At 55.9% G+C, this 23,915-nt stretch carries 26 protein-coding genes; 12 read left to right on the forward strand and 14 right to left on the reverse strand.

From position 1 onward, the window contains the following. Positions 1-63: 63 nt before the first annotated feature. The 3 genes from Pla100_RS19090 (at position 64) to fliG (ending at position 2,901) form a co-directional block, all read left to right on the forward strand. Positions 64-1,221, forward strand: coding sequence for an FG-GAP repeat domain-containing protein (locus Pla100_RS19090; protein ID WP_146579258.1), 1,158 nt, complete (start codon positions 64-66; stop codon positions 1,219-1,221). After that, on the forward strand, positions 1,218-1,595 hold the full coding sequence (locus Pla100_RS19095) for a nucleotide pyrophosphohydrolase (protein WP_146579259.1): 378 nt from the start codon (positions 1,218-1,220) through the stop codon (positions 1,593-1,595). The genes Pla100_RS19090 and Pla100_RS19095 overlap by 4 nt, the downstream gene beginning before the upstream one ends. 298 nt (positions 1,596-1,893) lie before the next feature. Continuing rightward, positions 1,894-2,901, forward strand: a complete 1,008-nt coding sequence (gene fliG / locus Pla100_RS19100; RefSeq protein ID WP_146579325.1) for a flagellar motor switch protein FliG — start codon at positions 1,894-1,896, stop codon at positions 2,899-2,901. 6 nt (positions 2,902-2,907) lie between these two features. Here fliG and Pla100_RS19105 read toward each other — a convergent pair whose 3' ends face one another. After that, entirely contained in the window at positions 2,908-3,276 is a 369-nt protein-coding gene (locus Pla100_RS19105) for a hypothetical protein (RefSeq protein WP_146579260.1), read from the reverse strand. A gap of 768 nt (positions 3,277-4,044) precedes the next feature. Between Pla100_RS19105 and ahcY the strand changes: the two genes are divergently transcribed. Further along, positions 4,045-5,385, forward strand: a complete 1,341-nt coding sequence (gene ahcY / locus Pla100_RS19110) for an adenosylhomocysteinase (protein ID WP_146579261.1) — start codon at positions 4,045-4,047, stop codon at positions 5,383-5,385. A 711-nt stretch (positions 5,386-6,096) separates the two neighbouring features. Here the strand turns inward: ahcY and Pla100_RS30945 are convergent. Beyond that, the gene (locus tag Pla100_RS30945; protein WP_197168069.1) at positions 6,097-6,255 is read right to left on the reverse strand and encodes a hypothetical protein; all 159 of its coding nucleotides are present in this window, start codon (positions 6,253-6,255) and stop codon (positions 6,097-6,099) included. Positions 6,256-6,299: 44 nt separating this feature from the next. On the opposite strand from Pla100_RS30945, the gene Pla100_RS19115 reads away from it, so the two are divergent. Then, positions 6,300-6,665: a hypothetical protein gene (locus Pla100_RS19115; protein WP_146579262.1), complete on the forward strand. Its 366-nt coding sequence runs from the start codon at positions 6,300-6,302 to the stop codon at positions 6,663-6,665. Here Pla100_RS19115 and Pla100_RS19120 read toward each other — a convergent pair. Both Pla100_RS19120 and Pla100_RS19125 read right to left on the reverse strand, forming a co-directional pair. Beyond that, positions 6,631-8,172 carry a hypothetical protein gene (locus Pla100_RS19120; protein ID WP_146579263.1) on the reverse strand — a complete coding sequence of 514 codons (1,542 nt, stop codon included), beginning with the start codon at positions 8,170-8,172 and terminating at the stop codon, positions 6,631-6,633. The two genes, Pla100_RS19115 and Pla100_RS19120, sit on opposite strands and share 35 nt — an antisense overlap. Before the next feature lie 514 nt (positions 8,173-8,686). Continuing rightward, the gene (locus Pla100_RS19125; protein ID WP_231603236.1) at positions 8,687-10,147 is read right to left on the reverse strand and encodes a hypothetical protein; all 1,461 of its coding nucleotides are present in this window, start codon (positions 10,145-10,147) and stop codon (positions 8,687-8,689) included. Positions 10,148-10,588: 441 nt separating this feature from the next. On the opposite strand from Pla100_RS19125, the gene Pla100_RS19130 reads away from it, so the two are divergent. Continuing rightward, on the forward strand, positions 10,589-11,140 hold the full coding sequence (locus Pla100_RS19130; RefSeq protein WP_231603237.1) for a Uma2 family endonuclease: 552 nt from the start codon (positions 10,589-10,591) through the stop codon (positions 11,138-11,140). A 34-nt stretch (positions 11,141-11,174) separates the two neighbouring features. Here the strand turns inward: Pla100_RS19130 and Pla100_RS19135 are convergent, their stop codons facing one another. From Pla100_RS19135 to Pla100_RS19160, 6 genes are read right to left on the reverse strand one after another with little or no spacing between them, the layout of a single operon-like run. Further along, complete coding sequence (locus Pla100_RS19135; RefSeq protein WP_146579265.1) at positions 11,175-12,143, reverse strand: GHMP family kinase ATP-binding protein; 969 nt, start codon at positions 12,141-12,143, stop codon at positions 11,175-11,177. Further along, the gene (locus Pla100_RS19140) at positions 12,140-12,724 is read right to left on the reverse strand and encodes a DUF447 domain-containing protein (RefSeq protein ID WP_146579266.1); all 585 of its coding nucleotides are present in this window, start codon (positions 12,722-12,724) and stop codon (positions 12,140-12,142) included. Before Pla100_RS19140 ends, Pla100_RS19135 begins: the two co-directional genes overlap by 4 nt. Then, positions 12,721-13,539, reverse strand: a complete 819-nt coding sequence (locus Pla100_RS19145) for an anthranilate synthase component II (protein WP_146579267.1) — start codon at positions 13,537-13,539, stop codon at positions 12,721-12,723. Before Pla100_RS19145 ends, Pla100_RS19140 begins: the two co-directional genes overlap by 4 nt. Further along, positions 13,539-14,030, reverse strand: coding sequence for an ExbD/TolR family protein (locus Pla100_RS19150; RefSeq protein ID WP_146579268.1), 492 nt, complete (start codon positions 14,028-14,030; stop codon positions 13,539-13,541). Before Pla100_RS19150 ends, Pla100_RS19145 begins: the two co-directional genes overlap by 1 nt. Next, entirely contained in the window at positions 14,027-14,464 is a 438-nt protein-coding gene (locus tag Pla100_RS19155) for an ExbD/TolR family protein (protein WP_146579269.1), read from the reverse strand. Before Pla100_RS19155 ends, Pla100_RS19150 begins: the two co-directional genes overlap by 4 nt. 2 nt (positions 14,465-14,466) lie before the next feature. Then, complete coding sequence (locus Pla100_RS19160) at positions 14,467-15,348, reverse strand: MotA/TolQ/ExbB proton channel family protein (protein WP_231603238.1); 882 nt, start codon at positions 15,346-15,348, stop codon at positions 14,467-14,469. Positions 15,349-15,445: 97 nt separating this feature from the next. Here Pla100_RS19160 and Pla100_RS19165 point away from each other — a divergent pair, with 97 nt between their 5' ends. Genes Pla100_RS19165 through Pla100_RS19175 form a run of 3 tightly spaced genes read left to right on the forward strand, consistent with a single transcriptional unit; the run spans position 15,446 to position 16,920 of the window. Beyond that, on the forward strand, positions 15,446-15,664 hold the full coding sequence (locus tag Pla100_RS19165; protein WP_146579271.1) for a hypothetical protein: 219 nt from the start codon (positions 15,446-15,448) through the stop codon (positions 15,662-15,664). A 5-nt stretch (positions 15,665-15,669) separates the two neighbouring features. Beyond that, the gene (locus Pla100_RS19170) at positions 15,670-16,203 is read left to right on the forward strand and encodes a tRNA (cytidine(34)-2'-O)-methyltransferase (protein ID WP_146579272.1); all 534 of its coding nucleotides are present in this window, start codon (positions 15,670-15,672) and stop codon (positions 16,201-16,203) included. Positions 16,204-16,212: 9 nt separating this feature from the next. Further along, a complete protein-coding gene (locus Pla100_RS19175; RefSeq protein WP_146579273.1) occupies positions 16,213-16,920 on the forward strand; it encodes a hypothetical protein in 708 nt (235 codons plus the stop codon). Positions 16,921-16,989: 69 nt separating this feature from the next. On the opposite strand, the gene Pla100_RS19180 is transcribed toward Pla100_RS19175, so the two are convergent. Beyond that, positions 16,990-18,087 carry a DUF1559 domain-containing protein gene (locus tag Pla100_RS19180; RefSeq protein WP_146579274.1) on the reverse strand — a complete coding sequence of 366 codons (1,098 nt, stop codon included), beginning with the start codon at positions 18,085-18,087 and terminating at the stop codon, positions 16,990-16,992. Then, complete coding sequence (locus Pla100_RS19185) at positions 18,084-18,842, reverse strand: DUF2306 domain-containing protein (RefSeq protein WP_146579275.1); 759 nt, start codon at positions 18,840-18,842, stop codon at positions 18,084-18,086. The genes Pla100_RS19180 and Pla100_RS19185 overlap by 4 nt, the downstream gene beginning before the upstream one ends. A gap of 869 nt (positions 18,843-19,711) precedes the next feature. Between Pla100_RS19185 and Pla100_RS19190 the strand changes: the two genes are divergently transcribed. Further along, positions 19,712-20,227 carry an SMI1/KNR4 family protein gene (locus Pla100_RS19190; RefSeq protein WP_146579276.1) on the forward strand — a complete coding sequence of 172 codons (516 nt, stop codon included), beginning with the start codon at positions 19,712-19,714 and terminating at the stop codon, positions 20,225-20,227. A gap of 681 nt (positions 20,228-20,908) precedes the next feature. Here the strand turns inward: Pla100_RS19190 and Pla100_RS30950 are convergent. After that, on the reverse strand, positions 20,909-21,076 hold the full coding sequence (locus tag Pla100_RS30950; RefSeq protein WP_197168070.1) for a hypothetical protein: 168 nt from the start codon (positions 21,074-21,076) through the stop codon (positions 20,909-20,911). On the opposite strand from Pla100_RS30950, the gene Pla100_RS19195 reads away from it, so the two are divergent. Then, positions 21,075-21,506: a DUF3592 domain-containing protein gene (locus tag Pla100_RS19195; protein ID WP_146579277.1), complete on the forward strand. Its 432-nt coding sequence runs from the start codon at positions 21,075-21,077 to the stop codon at positions 21,504-21,506. The genes Pla100_RS30950 and Pla100_RS19195 overlap by 2 nt on opposite strands. A 1,068-nt stretch (positions 21,507-22,574) precedes the next feature. Further along, a complete protein-coding gene (locus tag Pla100_RS19200; RefSeq protein WP_146521551.1) occupies positions 22,575-23,252 on the forward strand; it encodes a hypothetical protein in 678 nt (225 codons plus the stop codon). Between the two features lie 337 nt (positions 23,253-23,589). Here Pla100_RS19200 and Pla100_RS31725 read toward each other — a convergent pair. Further along, positions 23,590-23,915 (reverse strand): hypothetical protein (locus tag Pla100_RS31725; RefSeq protein WP_231603239.1); only part of this gene is annotated, 326 nt, incomplete at its 5' end.

The raw sequence follows: 23,915 nt of genomic DNA on the forward strand, positions 1-23,915 counted from the left end.
CTCTTCTCGCATTGAGTTGATTTGCCATTCTCCCACCCCCAATTCCCCACCGAAAGATCTCCCATGAAGTCCCTACCACTTCTACTCACGTTTATCTGCCTCGTCGGCACATCGCACGCCGACGACCTCCGTTTTGATGTTCGCCTGCTCGCCGTCGACGGCAACGAAGGCATCGCGGCGGGTGATTTTGACGGCGACGGTAAGTTGGACTTGGTCGCCGGGCGAAACTGGTTCCGCAACGGCGACTGGGCCGCGCGGCCGGTCCGCAGCATCGAGGATTGGAACGGGTATGTCGAAAGCAACGGCGATTACGTGATGGACGTCGATCAAGACGGCCGTTTGGATGTCGTCGCCGGATCGTTCTTGCCCACCAAAGTTTTCTGGTACCAAAACCCAGGCGAGGAGAACCTTCGGTTGGGCAAACAGTGGCCGCAGCAACTACTCGTCGATACGGGAGCAAGCGCCAACGAAGGTCAATTACTCGAAGACATCGACGGCGACGGAAAACCGGAATGGATCGTTAATTCGTGGAAGCCACAAAACCCGATGGTTGTGTGGCGAATGGAAACCACCGGTGCCCAAACGGGCGGTGCCGCCTACGAAATGAAACGACACGAACTCGGTCCGACCAATGGTCACGGCGTCGCCGTGGGGGACCTCAACGGCGATGGCCGCAACGACGTCCTCGTCGGACACGGCTGGTACGAACAGCCTGCCGACGGGGCATGGTCAGGGCCTTGGGCGTTTCACGAAGACTGGAAGTTGCATTCGAGTTTGCCGATGGTGGTTACCGATCTCGACAAGGACGGCGACAGCGATTTAATTTTCGGCAATGGCCATGACTTCGGATTGCAATGGTGGGAACAAACCGGCACCGACGAGTCCGGAAAGATCCAGTGGGAAGAACATCTGATTGACAAAAGCTTTTCGCAGCCGCATTGCCTCGTCTGGAAAGATCTTAACGGCGACGGCCAACCCGATTTGATCACCGGCAAACGCTACTTCGCCCACAACGGAAAAGACCCAGGCGGTATGGATGTGCCATGTTTGTATTGGTACCAATGGGATGCCGAAAAGAAATCCTTCACCCGCCATACGATCGACGAAGGCCGTGTCGGTACCGGTTTGCAAATCTTGGTCGAGGACTTCAACGAAGACGGCGCGATGGACATCGCCGTCGCTGGCAAGAGCGGTACTTACCTGTTAACGGCGAAACCGTGAAACACGCTTCGACGGACCCAACCAATCCGTTAACGATCGGTCAAGCTCAAGTGATCGTCGACGAGTGGATCCAAACGATCGGCGTGCGATACTTCGACGAGTTAACCAATTTGGCTCAGCTCGTCGAGGAAGTCGGCGAAGTCGCTCGGATTCTTTCGCGAACGTGCGGCGAACAATCCTGTAAAACCGGCGTGAATCCAGCTCATCTGAAGGAACAACTTCCCGACGAATTGGCCGACGTATTGTTTGTCGTGATCTGCTTGGCCAATCAATCCGGAATCGATCTGACCGAGGCGCTGCGTCGCAATTTAGAGAAAAAGACCCAGCGTGATTCGACCCGCCACCGCGACAATCCCAAACTCTCAAGCGGATAATTCAGACTCATCCGAGCATGCCTGCGGTTTGCCGGGGCGAGCCAGGAACGGAAGGGTTACCGTCTCAGCAAAGATTGGTGTGGACTTCGAGGGCCGTCGGAATTCTAACGGTTAGATCGTTCGGGTTGATCCGGATGAATCGATCAGACGAACTAGGTTGAGTCTCAGGGGCCGAAAGTGGCGAAACGTGAACGCCTCGTTTGAGTCACGGTATCTCGATGGCCGATAGGACCGACGGTGTCTATTAGTCCCGACGACTCGCATGATGGCTTACGATAATCGAATGGCAAATCTTGTTATGGGCAGTGCCGAGGACCGTGGTTTGACCAAAGCGGCGATTCTGCTGATGTGCCTTCCCACTAAGGCCGCCGCTCGCGTAATGGGTCAATTACCGCCTCGACTGATTGAAAAAATCAGCATCAAGATCGCCCAAATCGACTCGGTCGGCGGTGACGAACAGGAAGTCGTCATCGCGGAGTTCTTGACTAGTAAAGCGAGTTCGATCTACGCCAGCCCTGGTGGACTCGAGCGTGCGAAGGAATTGATCAAGGAAGCCCTCGGCCGCGACGCGGCGGAGATGATCGGCAATCTGCAACAAACCATCGAGGCGATGCCTTTCGGGTTTGTCAAGAAAGTCGATACCCAAACGCTGTTGCAGTTCATCGGCGAAGAACATCCGCAAACGATCGCGTTGTTACTCAGTCACGTGCCGTCGAGTTATGCGGCCGAGGTAATGGCCGGGTTACCTGCCGAGAAGCAACTCGAAGTGATTCGACGAATCGCCCATATCGGACGGACCAGCCCCACGGCCGTTTCGGAGCTCGAACGTGGTCTGGAGATGCGGCTCAGCAGCATGGTCAACCAACAACAATCCAACATGGGTGGCGTCGAGAGCGTCGCCGAGATCCTCAACGTGGTCGAGCGATCGGTCGAGCGTTTGATCATGGAGTCGCTCGGCCGCGAAGACCCCGAGTTGTCCGAGGAAATTCGTCGCTTGATGTTCGTGTTTGAGGACATCGCCAAACTCGGCGACCGCGACATCCAAGCGCTGCTCAAGAACGTCGAGACGGCGCAGTGGGCGATGGCGCTCAAGGGGGCCAGCGAGGCGTTGCAGGAGAAAGTGCTGCGAAACATGAGTTCGCGGGCGGCCGAAAACTTGCGAGAAGAGATGGGCTATCTCGGCAGCGTTCGGATCAGCGAAGTCGAAGCGGTGCAGCAAAAAATCGTCGACGTCGTCCGGCATCTGGAAGATACCGGCGAAATATCTCGACCGACCGGCGAAGCCGAAGAGGAATACGTATCTTAGTGAACGTTACCCGTTCGACTTGCTGTACCCGAGGCTACTGAGCACGACGAGCATCTCGTCGCAAGTGATGTATCGACGACGGTGTTCGAGTTTATAGGCATCGATCGCGGCGGCCAATTCACGGCCTTCGCCTGACAACCCGGTGTGTGAACTTCCGAACTGGCGTCGTTCCACACCGCTGCGTCCGCCGCGTGCATCACGTGCCGCGGATCCGCCCCGTCGACGGTCGACGTTCGGACCGCTGTCGGATTCCGATTCGCTCGACGTGGAAGCGGAATAGACGAACGGAGCCGCCGCAGACGACGAACGATCGACGCTGTTGCTGGTCGGGAAGTGCGACGCCAAAGCGTCCGAAAATTGAGGGGTCAGCGACATTGAAAAGGTTTCCTTCATGGCTTGAAACGATGGGTCTCACTGGAACGCTACGTCAGGTTTTCTACGCGTGAGGCTAGAAAATTGCGGAACAGGATCGTTTTCGCGCCAATTGTTCAGGTAGTGAGGACTGGAAAAACTGGCAGGTGGTCTGTTGCCGCATGCTGTGTTTTCTGAACGTGTTTGATACAAGCCCGACGCGCGAGTTTCGAAGTCGCGTTTTTTTCGTAACCCGCTGCGTAAGCGAGGGATAATTGATATTGACTCATCCCTCGCTTACGCGTCGGGTTACGATAAACCAATGCCACAGGCAAAAGCGCAACTTCAAAAAGCGTGAGCGAGGGATACATACAAAGGACTTAATGGCGATGAATCCCTCGCTCACGCTTCGGGTTACGATTAAATCGACACGCCCGTAAACGAGGGATCCCTCGCAGCCGGTGAAGGTCGCGTGATCCCTCGCTGACGCGTCGGGTTACGATAGAATCAACAAGCCCTGAGCGCCGCCGGCTCGTAAAATCAATACGTCGTTGCGCATCGGGCTTATGGGTATGCGGCGTAGCCGCCTCCAGATTTCGACTTCACAAATCACTCATCGCCCCCCACGGGCGAGTGGCAGTTTTTTGCCTGTCAGCGATGAGATGGGCTGGTTTTTTCCTGCAAATGGCTACAATGACCCGCTGCTAAATCGGGCCAGCGGGAGTCCCTGTGATCGGTCTGTTGAGTTTCGTTTGTTCCTCCTCAACCCCTTTCAGAGAGTTAACGTTCGCTATGTCGCAAGTTGCCGCAGAAAAGCTGCCCTACAAAGTCAAAGACATCTCGCTGGCCGGTTACGGCCGCAAAGAGATCAACATGGCCGAAAACGAAATGCCTGGTTTGATGGCGCTTCGCAAGAAATACGGCCCCACCAAACCGCTCGCCGGTGCCCGCATCGCCGGGTGTCTGCACATGACGATCCAGACCGCAGTATTGATCGAAACGCTGCTCGAACTCGGTGCGGAAGTCACCTGGAGCAGTTGCAATATCTTCAGCACCCAGGACCACGCCGCCGCCGCGATCGCCGCCGCCGGAGTTCCCGTCTATGCCTGGAAGGGCATGACCGACGCTGAATTCGATTGGTGCATCGAGCAAACCTTGACGTTCCCCTCGGGCGAGCCGATCAACATGATCCTCGACGACGGCGGTGACTTGACCGCGATGGTACACGACCGTTACCCCGAATTGCTCGAAAACATCCGCGGCATCAGCGAAGAAACCACCGCCGGAATTCATCGCCTCGAAGTTCTCAACCGGACGGGCAAACTTCGCGTACCGGCGATCAACGTGAACGATTCCGCAACCAAGAGCAAGTTCGATAACCTCTACGGTTGTCGCGAATCGCTCGCCGACGGCGTCAAACGAGCCACCGACGTGATGTTGGCCGGCAAGGTCGCGGTCGTGTGCGGATACGGCGATGTCGGCAAGGGATGTGCCCACAGTCTGCAACGCTACGGATGCCGCGTTCTCGTCACCGAAATCGATCCGATCAACGCGTTGCAAGCCGCGATGGAAGGTTTCGAAGTCACGACGATGGAAGAAGCCTGCAAAGAAGGCAAACTGTTCGTTACCACGACGGGCAACAAGGACATCATCCTCGGCAAACACATGGTCGAGATGAAGAACGATTCGATCCTTTGCAACATCGGTCACTTCGATACCGAAATCGATGTCGCTTGGTTGGAAGACCAAGTCGAACAAGGCAAGGTCACCAAAGACGAGATCAAACCCGCCGACGTCGGTGCGGTCGATCGCTACACGTTCACCGAATCCGGACGCAGCGTCATCATCTTGGCCAAGGGACGTTTGGTGAACTTGGGCTGTGCCACCGGTCACCCTTCGTTCGTCATGAGCACCTCGTTCACCAACCAAGTGCTCGCTCAACTCGAACTGTGGGAACGAGCCGAACAGTACGAGAACAAGGTTTACATGTTGCCCAAGAAGCTCGACGAAGAAGTCGCACGCTTGCACTTGGGCCAACTCGGCGTGAAGTTGACGACGCTGTCACAAGACCAAGCCGACTACCTCGGGGTGCCCGTCGAAGGCCCCTACAAGCCGGATCACTACCGCTACTAAGCATCAGTCATTCAGAAAACACGTAGGCGAGTCTCTCCGAGACTCGCAGGGTTCAACGTCTCGGAGAGACGTTGCTGCGTGGGTTTGGTAGCACGTCTTTCGGCTAAGCAAGCGGTGGTCAGTGCGGTTTTCGGGCCAACGGCCCATCCGTTTGCCTAGCCCAGTCCGAAGGGCTGGGAGATCGATGGCACGTTACAAGTAGGACCAACGGTCCGGCCGTTTGTTCGCGTCGCTAGCAAACGGCCGGACCTTCGGCCCTTCATGGATCGCTCGCACATTCAACCCAGCCCTGCGGGCTGGGCTAGGTAAACTGCCGGGCCTTTGGCCCTGAAAGACTAACCTTAGGTTAGCGTGCTTCGCGGCGACATCGGCAGCTTATAGGTGCACGAACCTGTTTCAAGTAGCATGCAATGCATCTCATGCACGTTCGTACGAAGGCACTGTTCGGAAATAGCTTCGGTATTTGCATCAAGCACGAGAATCGGCACCCGAAGCGTCAGTTTTGAAGTTGCGTTTTTTTCGTAACCCGCTGCGTAAGCGAGGGATCATTGAAATTGACTCATCCCTCGCTCACGCTTCGGGTTACCATTAAATCAACGAGCCGTGACGCGTCGGGTTTCGTAATCAGGAAGTTATTTCCGAACAGTTCCTGAGTGAAACGGTGCTCGTGCTCGTGCTCAGTGAAACGGTACTCGAAATCGAAATGAGTCGTTAACGAACGCTCCAAACTTCAACCAAGTCCGACTCGGTGTTGTTGACGTGTCGATCGATGACGAGCACGAGCACTGCGAGGCTGAGCGCGAGCACGATCAGAAATCGTTGTTGAAGGATCCCGCGATCCTCAAGTGACCCGATCGGGCTTGCTATCATGTGGAGAGTCCGCGAAGCCAAATCCGATGATTCGAGGTGAAACCATGAGCCCGAGCCCCAAGCCGATCAGGACGCGATGTCCGCATTGCAGCGCCATCAATACGGTCAACGATGCCGACACCGACGGCGTCTTTGAGTGCGCACATTGTGAGAAGAGGTTCCGGCTTCGCAAGAAGGTCACCGGCCCGCCGCCGGCACCCACGATCGAACCGGTCGTCAAGCGGTTCCCGATCCGTTGCACCTGTCAGGCGAAGTTGCTTGTTACCTATGCGGACTTCGGTAAGCGGGTACAGTGCCAATCGTGTAAACAGACGATCCGCATTCCGGACTGGGTCGCCGAATCTAAATTCACGGAAGCAGAATTCGACGACATGTTCAGTGCCCAAGAACTGCAAGCGATTCGCAAGTGAGCCCTACAATCAAGAGTTGACGGGCTGTTGATTTAATCGTAATCCACTTGCTCAGCTGCGGTGAATGCACTCGCGCAAATCCTCGACGAACCGCCTCGTCACTGAGTCGCACACACAGAGTTGGTAGTGCTGCGATCAAACGAGTGAAGCCGCCTTTGCTGTGTTGACGCTCCAGCTGCTTGAAGCGACCGAAAAGCGATTCCAGAATTTCAGTGGACAACCACGCACGTTCACCTGCGTTGAGCCTGCTCGACGAGTCGCCAATCCACTGGATCAGTTGTAGGCCGATTCGGCTTGCCGAAGAGCTTCCCCGATTCCAATTCGCATCATGGTTTGTCAAGGAGCAACGAACAACCTCCGCCGTCTCGTGAGCGAGCCCTTCTCGGTTGATTACTTCAAGGGATCGATCGATGACGACTTGGCATTGATTCCAATTGGCAACGTCATCGGCAAAATCGCGGAGCCAACCAAGTTTCTCTTCCATCCGTTGGTCGCTGACACCGGTTCGTGAATCGCTCCCCGGATCATCCAAATGATGCAAAACCATCGACGCCCAATTTAAAAGCGAACCGAGGTTCATGAACCGGCTTTTCTGTTTGATCGGTGGCGGTGCAAAGTGACTCAGTTCGGTTTGCTGGACGCGATTGCGAGTCAACCCGACTTGGCTCATGAAACTTTGAAAACGCTCATCTCGGCCGATCTCCTTTTCCAGAACATTCGCCGCGTGATGCTTTAAGTCTCCTAAGACGATCGTCTTTTGGCCGTTTTTTCCGAGTTTCTCGGCCGGTTCACGAAGTTCAACTGCTCCGTCACAAAGCAGATACACCGGTGGTCCGATGCGCTCGGCGAGTTTTTGGTATTCCCGCTCGACGTCCTCTTTCTTCCAGGATTCGCCCGGCACGATCGCGAGCACCCTCATCTTTTCAAGACACAACGTCTCTCCCGATATCGGTAAGTCATCCAGTGCGATACCGATGATCAACAGCACTTTTTCTTTGCCGATCTGGCTGGAATGATCGCTCATCCACAAGACGCGATCCTCTTTGGTGAACGTATCCTGAAGGCTTGCCACGCCGAGTCTGAGCGTCCATTGTTCGATTGCGTCATGGGAGGGAACTTTCATATCGACGTTTAACAAATCAAACAGGATCGCGATCACGTCAGCGGCTGCGCGAAAGCCAACTCGTCGAGCCAATTCAATCGCTGCGGCAATCAGGGTGACACCGAACTGGTGTCCCGGCAGCGGTTTTTCGCACTCGATCCGGTGATCCATCATGGGTTGTTCGATGGAGGATCGCTGAAGCAATTGGGCTTGAGCATTTTCGAGCTGTGAGTTGGCGTTGCTCAGGCGTTTTTCAAGTTCGTGAACTCTTTGTTGCAAATGGTCATTTCGTGACTGCAATTTCTCGACACGTCGGTTTCGTCGCCGCAATCGACGACGCATTGCCGATCGGCTGGTAACGGAATTTCGGCTTTCGTTTTTCGGCTCAAAGTTACATACTTTCATGGTGGTCGCGTTCCTTCGCGGATTGAGATTTGAGAAACCCAACTCTAACGAATGGACGCGACCACTTTCAAATCAAGAATCCCTCCCCCATTTGCCCAAACCCCCACCGATTCGTCAGGCCACCCAGAGGGAGGGGTTCATGGGAATCGTGGTACTCGTCAATCAACTAGTGAACCAGAGCACTGGGTGAACCATCATTCGCGTGCCGAACTGAATGTCCAGCCCACAGTTTTGTCGTCCTCACAAGACACGACAGATGTGTGGTACAGTGAGCTGGGCTAGCGAGGGATGAGTCCATATCAATGATCCCTCGCTTACGCATCGGGTTTCGATGAGGATTAAATCAACAGCCCGTTAACTGCCAATCACTACCGATCAACCAATCCAAAAACACGTAGGCGAGCCTCTCCGAGGCTCGCAGGGTTCAACGTCTCCGAGAGACGCTGCTACGTGGGTTCAGCCCGATGACGTTGGTTCGGGTGTTTCGCTCGACTGAATTCGATCGGTCTTCGTTTTACCGCGATGCCGATTGTTCTAAACGTTCGAGCATCCTCAACAACTCGCTGCGTATTTTCTCTTCCGCATCGGCAGCGAGATAGCTGGATTTGGCTCGCCAGGTTTCGTAGCCGCCCAAAGCGTGATGTTCGGCGGTGGGCAAGTAACCGTTGTAGCCGTTGGCCAATTCGATCGTGAACGTCGGTTTGAACGGACTGAGCTTCTTGATCGCCAATCCCGTTTCGACAAACGTTTCGCACGGGGTCGTGACGATGGCCAATCCTCCGATCCGGATCGCCTGCAACTTGACTTTGACCGTGTCGGGATAGTTTGCCATGTCGAGTGTTTCACCCGCGTAAATTAGGCGCCGGTCATTCCAGGGACCGGGGCCGGCTTGTTCGATGAGTCGGTTGGCTCGGGCCAGTTCCTCGTTATCGGGTTTGCGAACAGCTAACTCGATCACCGACTCCGACATATCCAGCGTTGCCGAATCGTCGTACTCAATCCGCTTGTACGCGACGACGGCGGACCGGGCGACGTCGTTGGCGACGATTCGAATTTGTTCGAACGGCTCTTGGCGATCGCTGCCTTCAAAAAAATTGATGTTGTTGATGTCACCGCTGGTTCCGTTGGTCATCGCGGCGACAAACGGCGGATCGGACGGTTCGGCACCGATCATGGATTCAAACTGACTAGCAAACTCGCCGAAATAGTCAGCCGACAACATGTCGCCGGGAACACCGCCGACGTAGTGCAGCGAATAGTTCGCCCACGTCGCGATCGGCCGACCGTCGAGCGAACGTACCGACAGGACCACCACTTCGGGATCAATCGGACCTGCCGGTTGCAACAAACTGGGATGGTTTCTAGGCGGATTCATTTGTACCCGGTCGGTACCACGTTCGAACGGGTCGTCAATCTTGATCCTCGAACGCAAGTACCAACGTCGATTGAAAACTTGACGTGGATTGCTTCCGATCGCCCAACCGATCTCGGCCGGGGCCGCTTGTGAATCGGCACTCACGATCCCCTCGGCGATCCGGTCGATCAGGAACGGAAGATAATCATCCTGCGCGGGGCTTTGAAACACGGGCGTTGCCGAAACCGCCGAATGCGTATGGGTTGCCGAGCACAGAATATGATCCGCTGCGATACCCGTCGCCACCGAGGCCTTTTGTTTCGCCGCGTCAAATACCTCGCGAGGAATCATACAACTATCGCAGGTCACCAAAGCGATTCGTGTTTTGCCGTCGTTGAGGACCAGACAACGGGCGTGCAGCGGATCATGTGCGTGGCGAACTGAACGCGGCGTCATGCTGCCGGCGGACTCGACGGGATAGGTTTGTGGTGTGATGTCGACCACAACCGCACCGGCACGCAAGCCAGAGTCCGACGCATCTTGGGACGCGACGTTACGCGTCGCCAATCCAAACAGACAGATGGCAAATACGACCACGTAGGCATTCAATCGACGATGCATTTAGAGGTACCTAAGGAATAAAAAGTTTCAAAGCGTTCGTTGACCACCCACCACCGAATCAACCGCGGCGCGATCACATTCGGCGTCCACGATCAACACACCCGTGTGGGCCGACAGCATGATCATAACCCAAGGCGTGATCGTTGAGGTTGTTCGTTTCTGATGCCCGTACTCGCGGATCCGAAAGTGGTATCTTTTGAGTTTGATCGCGGCGTAGGCACGCTAAGAACGTGTTTTAAAAAGGGGTCTGACCCTCTCCGGCGGGGCCAAAAACCCAATGAAATCGACTCGCCTCCAAAGGGTCAGACCCCTTTTTACAACACGTTCTAACAGTTCGCAGTTTAGAATAAGGTATCGGATAGGCTCTGAAGTCTTTGCGAGTTTTGCTACCTTAGGATGAAGCGGTAACAGATTCTTAGTCGGTTTATATCAGTCATGAGCATGCTTGTTAAATTATCGGGAACCGAGTTCGACTCGATGGTCGATCGCGGTGCGTTTGACGGTCTCGAGCCCAAAAAAATTGAGTTGATTCGGGGAGAACTACGATTTATGAGTCCCGCTGGCCCGATCCACGATGATTTGATCCGTTACCTAACCAACTGGTCGGTGCGAAGTACGAGTGAGGAGGTTTGCTCCGTTCAGGTGCAGTCTGGATTTGTCTGCCACGATGACCGCCCAGAACCCGACATTCTTTGGCTCAAACCGCGTCGTTACGGCAGTACCCGACCCAGTGCGGCGGACGCGCTGCTGTTGATTGAGGTTGCCGACTCCAGTTTGGCCTCGGACCTGCAGGAGAAAGCGGAAATTTACGCCGAGGCAGGTGTCGTCGAGTATTGGGTCGTCGATATTCCCAACCGGCGGATTCACGTGATGAGTGACATTCAATCCCGTCTCTACCAATCGATCACGATTCACACGACATCGGACCGCATTTCGCCGCAGTGCCATCGCGCCGCGATACTTCCTATCGCTGAATTATTCGACTTCGATTGACTTCGTATCGTCGCCGCGTGCAGTCAGCAAGATCTCAATCGAACTGGATCGTTCGGCCGGAGCGTTTGGGGCTGACGAGAAACGCGTCGCGGGTGGTGTGAGTCCAAGTATCGCAGAAATGCCAAGCTGATGTCGGATCGGAAAACCACACGAACACGCCCGGCCCCCAACTGCTTTGGCCGACACCGACGTGACCGTTTTTCAGTAGTCCGGCGATCAAATCACTGGTTTCGGCACCGTTGTAGGGGCCACCTTGGACCGCCGCGAATAGCTCGCCACTGCTGCGGTTGTAGCGAGTCACCGCATCACCGAACGCCTCGAATCGTCGACCGCGAATCGCCGGAACGATCTCATCGAGCATGATTCGTTTCAAGTTTTCACGCATTTGTGCCGCCGGGGCGAGCTGGTCGAACTTGGCTTGCTCGTCGCTGCCGGAAACGGTTTCGGGGCTGTCGATCGAATCAGTTCGGTCTCGTTTTAGTAACAGCACCACCGCCCGCCAAGGCGACGGCATATCCAAACGTTGGTCCATTCGATTGAGTTTCGCGGATTCGTGTCCATCGAGTCCCTCGGCGATGAAACCGCCCGCAAAGTAACCATGCGTTCCGACGGCCGATCGCAACCCACGGTCGGCGGCCGCGATCAATCGCTCGCGGTCGACAGGTGAGCCGTGCGATGCGAGTAGGATCGCTTCGGCAATCGCGAGAGACAATTGCGTGCCACTGCCCAAGCCGTTGTGCGAGGGTGCCGCTTGCACGATCCGAACCTCCACCTCGGGTAGCGAGCCCCCGGACATGAGCCGTCCGGCAATGGCCTCGGCCTTTCGCAAATGCTCGGTCGATCCGGCGCGGGTCGTTGCACAACGAAACGTCGCCGCCGGTCTGGCTTCCACGATCGTTTCGGGGCGATCGGTCATCACGCCACAACCGCCGAACGGTTCGGCAACGTCGAGCAGCCCGAAATGCAAACGTGCCCCCGTCGAAATCCGTACCAACCCGCTCATAACAAACGCTCACTGACAAATTGAACAATCATCTCGAAAGCTTCCGCCTCGTCTAAGCCGGCCGTTTTTTCAACCGGTGTGCGCAGTGCCTCGATCGAATCACGGATCACTTGCGAGTCAATGATACCGATCCGGGTGGCCAAAATAGCCGCTTCGATGACCGCATGTTTGGCTCGATTGAAACCGAAGAACGGACGTTGGACACCATCGACAACACATCTCGCTTTCATTTCGTGACGCGGTGGCGTGCCGCCATAACTCGTGACTTCGACGGCGAACCAACGATGGCAATCCACGAGTCGTTGATGGTGTGTTGATCCACCGACAGCCTGACAAACCAGACCATCGGCGGGGACGTGTCCGATCGCGGTCTTTGCCAACAACAAAACATCGTCAGTGACATGAATGACCGCCTTTCCATTGGCCAACAAGTTTTCACAAGTCTTGGACCCTTGATAAGGTCGCAACAAAAACGACGGCAACAGCTCATCCGGATCGGGTGGCAAAACGATCGGTCCCAACGGAGCGATATTGACAACGCCGTTTTCGTCGACGGTCGTGACGATGGATTCCAGAATCAAGGTGTCGCGTCCTCCGGCAATGCGGCGGATACGGCCTTGGCCCCCGATCGTTTTCGCGGGGCCGCGATCGACATCGGTGCGAAGCCGGTTTGCAATCCGGTGGACCGGAGATCATCGGTGGCATTCTCGGGCGAAAAATTCTCGGGCGAAAAATCGATCGCCGACATCCACGCGACCGGCCGGCCATTTCCAATGACACCGGTGACGTGGCGACGGCGGCGGTGATGCCGATCGACCAACGTGAAGAATTGATTCAATAAGGTTTGGCCGTGCTCGGTCAACAACGATTCGGGATGAAACTGCAACCCGTGTACGCAACGAGCATGATCGGCGATCCCCATCACCACTCTTTGCCCGGCATGGTTGGTTGACTCGATCGTCCACGCGGTCACCTGCAGTGACGGCGGCAAAGTGGATTCCTCGACACACAACGAATGGTATCGGCCGACCTTCATCGTCTCCGGCAAACCGGCAAACACGCTGGTTCCGTCATGGGCGATGGTCGACGCGATCGCGTGATGAGGCGGAGTGATTTGAATCGTTCCACCATAGGCGGCGGCGATGGCTTGATGTCCCAAGCAAATGCCCAGCATCGGGATCTCACCCGCCAATCGGCTGATGACTTCTAAACAGCAACCCGCAGCATCGGGACCGTGAGGGCCGGGCGATAACACGATCGCCTCGGGTTGCAATCGCCAACATTGTTCCGCCGTGATCGCATCGCTGCGGATGACTCGGGTCGCCTTGCCGCCGAGTCGCAAGTACCTTGCGATGTTGTGAACGAAGGAGTCGTAATTATCCAGCAGAAGGATCATTAACGTCGCGGCTTGGCGAACTTGATTTTCTCGATCAGTTTGACGACTTGGTCGCCGTCTTTGAATCCGCTCACCGCCGTGATCGCCCGAATGACGTATTCGTATCGCAAGTTGTAATCGGTGTCGATTTCAATCTCCGGTCCCTCACCGGCTTCCTCCTCGACCGGTGCGGACGATCCGAGCAAACCGATCACGTTGCCGCGAAGCTTATCGAACGCGTCGACGCCACTGCCCATCTCGATATCGTTGAGCGCCATCCCGGCGAGTGAACCCGAATCGTCCGAACGCAACCGAAGTTTCAGCGGCAAATCCGTCGGGTCGACGACGGCGCTGGCGCTTCCCGCCAACGGCATCTTGACACTGAAGTCGCCTTCCATCTCGACGATCTTGAACGTCATGACGAAGAAAATCAGCAACAGGAACACGATATCGATCATGCTCGTCATGTTCAGCTCGTTCTTCTGGCCCGATTCGCGATTTCGGATCTTCATGATCGGTCCTCTTTGACACGCAAGGCGAAGTTGATCAATTTCGAGTCTTGGCAAACCCGCACGATCTCTTGGATCTCGCCGGCGGCACAATCCTTGTGGCCTCGGATGACGACGTTGGCATCACCGGCCGTTTTGCCTTCGCCGCGAATCACGGCGAGTTCCCGATCGAGTCCGATCCGCAAGGTTTCGGCGGTGTAGTCGTCGCCGCCCAAGTAGACGCGTCCGTCAGCGGCGACGTGCAGGATGATCGGAAATTCTAGGGCGACTTCAGGCGGCTTGACGAGTTTCGAGTTGGGCAACACGACGTGGTCGTTCGCTTCGGTTTGGGCGAAATTGATCAGCACCATGAAGAACGCGATCAATTGAAACGTCATGTCGATCATCGGCGTCATGTCGCCTTCGGCCATGTCGACTTTTTGTTGTTTGACTCGCATGATTAACGCGCCCCGGTCTTGGGTGTCATGTCTTCGAACTTACTCATCAAATTTTCGCTCTCCACGCCGACTTCCAACATCAAGCGTGACACGCGGTTTCTCAAAATATTGTAAGCGGCGATCGCGGGAATCGCGACGGCCAATCCGACCAAAGTCGTGAACAACGCCGTCGAAATACCACCGGCCAGATCGGACGGTTTGGGCGTTGCTCCTCCGGTGGCGATGACCTGGAACGACGAGATCATCCCCTGAACGGTTCCAAACAATCCGATCATCGGGCTGAGGTTGCCGATCAACGCCATGTAACTAAGACGGTGCTCGAGCTTCATGCTTTCTTCTTCGCCGACTTCCTGCATCGCTTCGAGGGCTTTGTTGTATCCTCGAGAGATTTTCGCAAGCCCGGCGGCAAGAACTTGGCCGAGAACGGACTCGTCGCTTTTGGCCAAATCGTAGGCGCCCTGGTTGTCGTTTTCGGCCAGCCGTTGGCCGAACTCTTCGATCAGATCGCCTGGACACAATGTATCGCGTCGTGCGGCCAACATATTCATCACAAACAAAGACACGAACGTGACCGACAACGCCAAGAACACGATCACGTAGCCCCAACCGAGCGACTCGATGGTCCAAGCGAGCAATGATTGATCCGACGCGGGCGGCGCTCCGCCGCCTGCGGCCGGTGCCGCCGCACCGTCGGCGGCAGGTTCCATTGCGGCGGGGCCCGGTGGTTCCGGTTCGCCGAATTCGGCCGCCGCGTCGTCTTGTCCAAAGGCAGGGGTGTGGGTGAGTGCAAAACCGCCGCTCAAAAGCAAAACCCATACGAGCATCCAGCTCAACGGCGACCGTAGGCTGGAAGGGATGCCGAAGGGGCGAGTCATTCGTTCCATGGAAGGCTCTATTTCAATCAGAAGGGTGTTGGATGGCCGATAGAGATAGAATAATCGACATTGAACGATTTCGCATCACCCCGGTGGGAACAATGCCATGACCTACGACGACGACGAATGGGATGATGACGATTACGATGAGTTCATCGCCCGCGAATTTCCCGATCACGAGTCCGCCGAGACTTCTCGCGGCGGCCTTTCCTCGTGGTTCGGGGCGACATCGGGTGGAGCCTCCTCGCTTGCCCCCGTGTGGCGATGGACCGCGTGGGGAATCTTGGCTCTATTAGTTTTCGCTTGGATTTTCTCGCTCGTTTGATACCGATGAACTCACCCGCCGACACCTCCACAGCCGCTAAGTCTCCGTCCGATGCCGCCTCTTCGGCACCGCCGCCGGCCCACGTCGTGTTGTATCAACCCGAAATCCCACAAAATACGGGCAATATCGGCCGAACCTGTGTGGCCCTCGGGATCAAGCTTTGGATCGTCGAGCCGGCCTCGTTTTCCTTTGATGAAAAACGCCTCCGTCGGGCCGGGCTAGACTATTGGCAACATTTGGACATCGAGATGGTCCCGGACTGGACCTCGCTGACCGAGAAACTCGATCCGCAGCGGTTTTATTTCTTGTCCAAATTCGCCAAACGGACCCTGTGGGACTGCCCGCTGAAACTGGGGGACGTGTTCGTCTTCGGACGCGAAACCAGCGGTCTGCCGCGGGACATCCTTGACCCCGACGATCCGCGATCGTTGCGATTGCCGACCGACCCTAGGGTGCGCAGCTTGAACTTGGCCACGACCACCGGAATCGTTGTTTACGAGCACCAACGACAGTGCTTTTACGCAGGCAAGGCAACCTGAGGCGTCGCATTGAAACTTCCTGTCCAATCCATCAACAAGCTATTTCGCGAATGCTTCCCGGGCGAATCGCCGATCCAGGTGGATCTGAAGAAACGGACGGAGCTAGCCAAGCAATGGTACGAAAAACTTAGCCGAATCGACGGCGTCCGACTCGCCAACCATCCCGGCGATCGAGACTCACGAAGTCGGACGCTGTGCCGTTTTACGATTCCCGAACCGCACCTGGATCATCAGTACTGGCGGACCGATGAACTGCGTTTGGAAACCAACGACGACCATCAGCTGATCCTGACGCTGGGCAATTGGCGTCGCGGTGATCACGTCGCCGTTGTTAGCAGTATTGACGAGATCGCTGATCTGGTTCGCCAAACTCTGCAGCGTTACGCGCGACGTCAAGCCAGCGACCAAAAACGCGATAAGGTTCGCCAGTTCAAATCCAAAGCGATCTTGGCTCAGGTCGAAAAGATGGCCGATGAAGACCGATTCGACTACGCGGCCACCACCGACACGAAGAAACTGAAACTCTATGTGCGATTGTCAAAAACCGACTTGATCGAGATCGTCATCCCGTTTGCTCGATTCGAACAGGTTGTTCCGAAGCTTCGCGACACCATCACAACGATGCGAGAACTCCATCAAAACGGTTTGCGTTTTCGAACGTCGACCAAGCAACGACTCCCCTACGATGTCCGGTGGGTTGTGAAATCGGACGCCTGAAAGCGAATCGACGCGCCGTGGTCGCCGAAGAACGAATCATCCAAGCATCCAGCGAGCGATCGCAGTGCACTAAAAACCCTCGTCAATCTCATCATCGCTTGCGGCGGTACCAAGCTTCCCCCACAGTCCGTACGGTGTCGGCGGTTTGATGTTTCCTTCAGCAAGTATTGGCACGGGTAGAGATGGATCACCGGCTTCGATGCTGTCGGTGATGAACTTGATCGCTCCATCGCCCATCAAGACATGGACGCCGCCTTGGTGATGACTGGCCGTGCTGTAGATTCCGTCGGTTGCGTCCGCACCGACCGCCGCACTGGGTTGGTTCGGCGTCAAGATTGTGTTGAACAAAGATCCCCCTGCGGTTCCGTCCGCCCAGTTCGTACCGCGACCGCGCTCGGACAATGGTGTGGTCAAGGAGTAGAAGCTTGGTCGACTAGGATCGATTGTTTCTTTCACCAAGATAGGCGAGTCCAGGATCGCCGAGGTTCGGTCGATCGCATATTGTCCAGAGACGCATCGGTCCTTGAGGTCGACGGTGATCTCGCCCATCGCGATCGTATTGGCGAGTCCGTCGGTGATATCCTTGAAGCGACGGACGCGTTCGCTGCCGAACATTCCGCGTTGCGTTTGGTCGTTGGACTGATGCAAGTCATGGGCGGCATCCCCGAGACAAAACGTGTAGTTCGTTAGCGCAAACGTTTCTGCCAATGCGGGGTCGCTTGGGCATCGATAGGCATTGGTTTGCGTTCGCCATGGCGGGTAGTTCGGATCGAGAACCGAAGGCCCCATCGGCGGATAGTTCGTTGAACCACTTGGCAACGGATTGCTGATTTCCTCCCACAAACTTTGTGCTTCGATGAACGGCACCAAGCCGACCAATCCGCTGAGCCGTCCTCCGTTATCGATCACGCCCGAGAATACCTCATCGCCAAACTGGCCGGTCCCGCCGAAGGCCGCGGGCAATTGTTGGTAAGCGGCGTGATAGTTGTGCATCGCCAAACCAACCTGTTTCATGTTGTTCGAACACATCATCCGGCGGGCCGACTCTCGCGTGCCCCGGGTCGCCGGCAAAAGCAGCCCCACCAAAACACCGATGATCGCGATCACCACGAGCATCTCCACCAACGTAAAACCGAGTCGTTGCCGACCGACCGTGCAAACATTCATGGCATCACCTTTTGATAGGAAACAGTCTGACTAGAAACCGGAGAATCGGGAAAGTGAGTGTGCGCCATCGTCGCGTCGAGAGCAGAAGCACCTGATGGCATTCGCCGTGGCAACAGCCTGAATTCGTAAATCGCCAACGGAATCATCCAGCTGGCCCAGGCGTTGAATTGATAGAACGTTTCGCTTTCGAACGCGAGCGTGATCGACACTCCCATGCTGACTCGCAGGATCAAGGGCGAGACCAAGCATAGGAAACAGCGTGTCGCCCAAAGTCGATGAGCCTCGAAATCGCCGCTGATTGCTTTTCGTATCGCCATCAACATCGTTGCCGCAGTCGCGATCGATAGCGATCCAAATCCCCAACCGGCGATCGGTCCGGTGTGAGCATCCCATGCCATCACCAAGCCACTGGGAACGAGGATCCCGAGCACCAAGATCGCCTGCACCCGACCGACTCGGCGATGCGATTGCCTCGCTCGGGTTGTCGACCGCCGACGAGTGAGCTTTTGGCCTCCGAACAACAGCCAAGCTGCCAAGATCAACGCGATCGGACCGACCACGATGTGGCTATAGAACGCGAAGCGATACAACCCATCAAACACCTCTTCGCGACCGATCAAGAAAGCGGCCGAAAAGTCGGCGGGAAAATAGAGCGGATACTCGGTGAGGATGGACACCCAAACTTTCACGGCAAGAGCCATGACGGCGAGTCGCAAGGTCGCGACCAGAGCGGCGGTCCGGATCGGCGTGTTCACACGCGTTCCCCCAAGCCAAAGATTGAAGAAGAGACCCTTAGCGTATCAGATCGCGCGACGGGTGTCGAAGAAAATCAACCCGAAAGTTTTGTCCGCTTGATTTGCGCTAGCGGGCTGTCGATTGAATCGTATCCCGACGCGTGAGTTTCGAAGTTGCACTTTTTTCGTAACCCGCTGCGTGAGGGCTTGTTGATTGAATCGTAACCCGAAGCGTGAGCGAGGGATTCAGCGCCAGTAAGGCCTCTGTATGTATCCCTCGCTCACGCTGCGGGTTTCGATGAGGACTCAATCAACACGTCGGTAAGCGAGGGATCGTTGATATTGAGTCATCCCTCGCTTACGCTGCGGGTTACGAAAAAAGTTTGTCCGCGTGATTTGCACTAGCCCTCAATCAAGCGACTGCTGACTGAGGTTTTGGCTGAATTTTGGCGTTCAGTACAGGCGGACCGGGGGCTCGGCTTGGTATTGGTTCGTGATCGAATTGGCATGGCGGTGGTCTTTCGTGGCTGGGTGGTTGCGGCGGTACTGAAGCATCCAGACTTCAGCTTCAACGTGCGTTGTGCAGTCAACTTCGCAGCGGCATCGAGACGTGTACACTGACATCCGGCCAAACTCGTTCGAACTGTCGCCGTTGGGACACGACGAACTATCCGATCCACGGCAGCGGCCAGGACGCTATATTGGAACTTCCAACTTTTTACCGGCCGCTCCGTGATCGGTGGTGTTCGTCGGTGCTGCAACGCCCGGCCCCGGCCCGAATCCAGGACTGAATCAACGCTCGTTGAACACTGGTTCGTCAACGTTCGATACACTGGCATGCGGCCAAACTCGTTCGAACTGTCGCCGTTGGGACACGACGAACTATCCCGATGCACGGCAGCGGCCAGGACGACTTTTTACAACTTCCAACCTTTCACCGGCCGCTCCGTGATCGGCGGTGTTCGTCGGCTAAAGAATCGATGCTCAGAACACTATTCCCGAATGGCCGATTCTCGCCTCCCGCTACTGAAGCTGCGATCGTCGAAGCCGAGTCGCAGCTTGGAGTTCAGCTTCCAACCCAACTGCGTGCGCTCTACCTGATCTGTGACGGTTTCCGGGAGGACAAAGGCAACGCAAAGTACCTCTTCTCGCTGACTGATGAAGATTACATTGGGTCTCTGGTGAGCATTACAAAACACATGTGGACCGAATGGAACACGCCAGACCTTCGACCGTTTCTGTTCTTTGGGTCTTCCAGCGGTGATGATTTCTGGGGAATCAATCTTCGGCAGCCAGATGAAATCATTGCTTTCCACCACCAAATGGAAGATCATTACGAAATTGTCGGTACTGACATCGTGCAGGTCTTTCGCGAAGACTACTCGCAATATGATGAACTCGAGTGACGCCGACGAACCATCGCATGCACGGGAGTGGCGGTGGCCAGTCGATTTTGAAATCAACATCAACTCCCGCCACCCCGTGATGCGGGTCGTTCGTCGATGCTGGAGACCGCGAAGACCGACGCCGTCGTGTCGACGACTCCGTTGCGACGTGGGGGCTGGATTAGTGTTCGATTAGCGCGGATTAGTGTTCCCGAAAAACAGGCTGCGCTGAACGCTAATCTGCACTAATCACACACTAATTCAACGTTCGTGATTTCCGGCGTCCGGAATTGCACTTCCTGAAATTTGCTTGAGGTTGGCGGAGCGAATCGGTACGATTGCGGCAATGTCAACCGCATTGCGTGATCCCATCGGACACGACGAACAATCCGATCCACGGCAGCGGCCAAGACGACTTTTTACAGCTTCCAACTTTTCACCGGCCGCTCCGTGATCGGTGGTGTTCGTCGATGCTGGAGACCGCGAAGACCGACGCCGTCGTGTCGAAGACTCCGTTGCGACGTGGGGGCTGGATTAGTGTTCGATTAGCGCGGATTAGTGTTCCCGAAAAACAGGCTGCGCTGAACGCTAATGTGCACTGATCACACACTAATTCAACGTTCGTGATTTCCGGCATCCGAAAGTGCACTGCCTGAAATTTGCTTGAGGTTGGCGGAGCGAATCGGTACGATTGCGGCAATGTCAACCGCATTGCGTGATCCCATCGGACACGACGAACAATCCGATCCACGGCAGCGGCCAAGACGACTTTTTTACAACTTCCAACTTTTCACCGGCCGCTCCGTGATCGGTGGCGTTCCCCGACAAAACTGACTTCAAGTCTTTAATGATCCGAAACTGGTTTGGCATGATTCGCGTTCTAATTCCGCTCCTTGCGGGATGCTCGCTCCTGGTGTCGTTGATCGCGACTGTTCTCACTGCCGACTTTCTTCGCGACGCAAAACGCACCACCGGCACTGTCGTCGATTTGCACACTACGACCAATGATGACGGTGACCTGCTGTTCAAGCCTACGTTCACCTTTGCTGCTAACGGGCGTGATTACTCGGTTGAAGCATACGGTCACGTCTCGCCATCGCCCGGCGACGTTGGCGACCGCATCGATGTGCTGTATGATCCGACTTCGCCATCGAATGCTCGCATCGACACGTTCGCTTACACTTGGCTGATTCCATTCGTTACCTTCGTGCTCGGCTGCGTCCTCGGTGCGATCCATTTTGCCCTTGCTTGGTGTGCTCGCAATTTCCGCTACGTTGGCCAAGACGGCGGGGAACCATGACATGCACGGGAGCACGGCTTGCGGCTTTTTTTGCGATGGATAGTTCACTCTCCGTGCCCCGTGATGTCCGCCGTTCGTCGATGTGGCAACGCCCGGCCCCGACCCGAATCCAGGACTGAATCAACGCTCGTTGAACACTGGTTCGTCAACGTTCGATACAATGACATCCGGCCAAACTCGTTCGAACTGTCGCCGTTGGGACACGACGAACAATCCGAATCGGGATAGGGGCCCGGTTGCCCGGGACCCCTCCCACACCACCGTACATGCGGGTCCGCATACGGCGGTTGAGCACGAGTTTTAAATCGCCATGTTGCCATGACGACCCAAGCCATTGGGACCGTTGTCATGCCGCTTAGAAAACGCCGTACGGCGATGATTCTTTCGCGAATGACAACGGACACGTACTTGCTCGTTCCCTTCGGGCCTTCGACGACCGCGTGGGTCGAATACTATGCCCTCTGCTGACTTCTCTTTGCACGAGGTGCGTTGCCGCACTCGTCCCGCCTTTCGGGCAAGCCCTACTCACGGGTACGCATCGAGATCTCCCCAAATAAGGGACGTCGCGGATTGATGCGATCGCACCGAGACACGTGATCTGTCCCCGCCCAAGTGCCCGATCTACCTGCGCCCGTTCTTCCGGTTTGGTTTCGTGGTCAGCAGCCCACTCACCTCGAGTCGTCGGCCTCGTATCGGGTTTCTGTTCGTCACCTGGCGGGTCTTGGCGTGAATGTGGCTGGGACGGTTTGCGTTAAAACTCGCCTGATTCGGTCATTGTTGAACCAGAACTGTTCTCGGCGTTTTCCAGCTTCACGAGCACATTCGCAGGCTTCCTCCCCACGGTTGGTCACCCTTCCGCAGTTGCCTTCGCCTCGTACTGTCTTTCGTAAGAGTTACATTTGGTATACTGCCTCGTGTTGAAAGAAACCGGAAATAAGTACAGGGGACTTTCACCCCACAAGATCACGCCCATGTTGGGCGTACTGCACCGGAGCCGGGCTTGCGTGGTTTCACGAATGGGCAATCAAACTTCCCGGCCCGGTGACGGGTACCGTTATTTTGCAGAACATGCCTCATCCAACCCAACCACTCACCGTTATTGTCTTGTTGCTCGTGAGCGTCTGCGGGTGCGACCGCTCCCAGCCAGTGTCACCGGCGACACCGCCACAGACTTCGGCATCCGAGCGCGAGCAGTTACTCGCCGCTGTTGCTGAAGCCGAGCGTGAAGCGCAGAACACGGAACCGCCAAAACCAAACATTACACTTGCAACTCCACCTGGTTGGATACGAAGTGAAACACGTGCGTTACCGCCAGACGATCACGGATTCACCGTCGCCTACGAGCATGATTCAGGATTGGCGGTCACGCTCTACCAGTTTACTCGTGGCCTCACTTCAATACCGAATGACGTGAATGCGACACCTGTCAAAGAAGAGATGCGTCACGCAAAGAACGGAATCGAACAGGCAGTACAGCTCGGTTATTGGCAAGCTGCCAAAGAGACTGAATCCAAGACGGTAGAATTGGGCGACTCACAGCAGCAAGCGTTGTGGTCACAGTATCACTTGACCGTCGACGATATGGTTCTGGCTTCTGATATTTATGTGTGGGCGCAGGGAAACACGTTGTTCAAACTCCGGTGCACGTGCCGATCGGAAGATGTGCCCTCAAATCAGGCAATCCTCGGTCCGCTACTGACTGCGTTTGGCTCGTTCGATCCTGACGTTCACGAGGAAGCAAAATAACCATGCGGTGAACGGGAGCCGCCGATTACGCGGGTTTTGAAATCATAGTTTTCTGGCGGCGGCCCCGTTACCGCCGTCGTTATCCGACTGAGATCCACGCTATCTCCTGGCTCACGGCATGGAACCAACTGAAGCCGAATTGAAAGCAGCGCTAGTTTCCACATCTCGTTCGCGGTGGGCGATTCTGCGTGCTGCCAAGCACGAATCTGTCGTCAATGCTTTGATTGACTTTGTGCACACTTTCGGCTCGTATCCTGCGGACGCCGCCACCCGCCAAGACGGGAAAATCATCGTATTCGATCCTGCGTTAGTGCTTGAAGATGATGGTACATACTCGCTATACAACTGTTGCTTCTTTGACAACGTTACCGCCCAAGGGCGCTCCGTGCCGGTTCGGAACTTGCGGTCCGCGAAAGACGCCGCTAACCTCTTCCTGATTGCTGAGCCAATCGCCGGACACTATCGCAATTTTGGCCTGTTTCGTTTTTTTCGGTAGGTTGCCTCTGCCCGCCCGCGCCTGATGGCGGATAACCATGGCGATCGGGATAGGGGCCCGGTTGCCCGGGACCCCTCCCACACCACCGTACATGCGGGTCCGCATACGGCGGTTGAGCACGAGTTTTAAATCGCCATGTTGCCATGACGACCCAAGCCATTGGGACC

Source organism: Neorhodopirellula pilleata (assembly GCF_007859915.1).
Lineage (GTDB): Bacteria > Planctomycetota > Planctomycetia > Pirellulales > Pirellulaceae > Rhodopirellula > Rhodopirellula pilleata.

What these genes read in the sequence shown, in the direction of transcription:
- ahcY (WP_146579261.1), top strand. Translation starts at nt 4,045, where the DNA reads ATGTCGCAAGTTGCCGCAGAAAAGCTGCCCTACAAAGTCAAAGACATC.
- Pla100_RS30950 (WP_197168070.1), bottom strand. Translation starts at nt 21,076, where the DNA reads ATGCCAAACCAGTTTCGGATCATTAAAGACTTGAAGTCAGTTTTGTCG.
- Pla100_RS19115 (WP_146579262.1), top strand. Translation starts at nt 6,300, where the DNA reads ATGAGCCCGAGCCCCAAGCCGATCAGGACGCGATGTCCGCATTGCAGC.
- Pla100_RS19160 (WP_231603238.1), bottom strand. Translation starts at nt 15,348, where the DNA reads ATGGAACGAATGACTCGCCCCTTCGGCATCCCTTCCAGCCTACGGTCG.
- Pla100_RS19155 (WP_146579269.1), bottom strand. Translation starts at nt 14,464, where the DNA reads ATGCGAGTCAAACAACAAAAAGTCGACATGGCCGAAGGCGACATGACG.
- Pla100_RS19180 (WP_146579274.1), bottom strand. Translation starts at nt 18,087, where the DNA reads ATGAATGTTTGCACGGTCGGTCGGCAACGACTCGGTTTTACGTTGGTG.
- Pla100_RS19170 (WP_146579272.1), top strand. Translation starts at nt 15,670, where the DNA reads ATGAACTCACCCGCCGACACCTCCACAGCCGCTAAGTCTCCGTCCGAT.
- Pla100_RS19145 (WP_146579267.1), bottom strand. Translation starts at nt 13,539, where the DNA reads ATGATCCTTCTGCTGGATAATTACGACTCCTTCGTTCACAACATCGCA.
- Pla100_RS19190 (WP_146579276.1), top strand. Translation starts at nt 19,712, where the DNA reads ATGCACGGCAGCGGCCAGGACGACTTTTTACAACTTCCAACCTTTCAC.
- Pla100_RS19165 (WP_146579271.1), top strand. Translation starts at nt 15,446, where the DNA reads ATGACCTACGACGACGACGAATGGGATGATGACGATTACGATGAGTTC.
- Pla100_RS30945 (WP_197168069.1), bottom strand. Translation starts at nt 6,255, where the DNA reads ATGATAGCAAGCCCGATCGGGTCACTTGAGGATCGCGGGATCCTTCAA.
- Pla100_RS19090 (WP_146579258.1), top strand. Translation starts at nt 64, where the DNA reads ATGAAGTCCCTACCACTTCTACTCACGTTTATCTGCCTCGTCGGCACA.
- Pla100_RS19120 (WP_146579263.1), bottom strand. Translation starts at nt 8,172, where the DNA reads ATGAAAGTATGTAACTTTGAGCCGAAAAACGAAAGCCGAAATTCCGTT.
- fliG (WP_146579325.1), top strand. Translation starts at nt 1,894, where the DNA reads ATGGGCAGTGCCGAGGACCGTGGTTTGACCAAAGCGGCGATTCTGCTG.
- Pla100_RS19105 (WP_146579260.1), bottom strand. Translation starts at nt 3,276, where the DNA reads ATGTCGCTGACCCCTCAATTTTCGGACGCTTTGGCGTCGCACTTCCCG.
- Pla100_RS19195 (WP_146579277.1), top strand. Translation starts at nt 21,075, where the DNA reads ATGATTCGCGTTCTAATTCCGCTCCTTGCGGGATGCTCGCTCCTGGTG.
- Pla100_RS19130 (WP_231603237.1), top strand. Translation starts at nt 10,589, where the DNA reads ATGCTTGTTAAATTATCGGGAACCGAGTTCGACTCGATGGTCGATCGC.
- Pla100_RS19150 (WP_146579268.1), bottom strand. Translation starts at nt 14,030, where the DNA reads ATGAAGATCCGAAATCGCGAATCGGGCCAGAAGAACGAGCTGAACATG.
- Pla100_RS19125 (WP_231603236.1), bottom strand. Translation starts at nt 10,147, where the DNA reads ATGCATCGTCGATTGAATGCCTACGTGGTCGTATTTGCCATCTGTCTG.
- Pla100_RS19135 (WP_146579265.1), bottom strand. Translation starts at nt 12,143, where the DNA reads ATGAGCGGGTTGGTACGGATTTCGACGGGGGCACGTTTGCATTTCGGG.
- Pla100_RS19200 (WP_146521551.1), top strand. Translation starts at nt 22,575, where the DNA reads ATGCCTCATCCAACCCAACCACTCACCGTTATTGTCTTGTTGCTCGTG.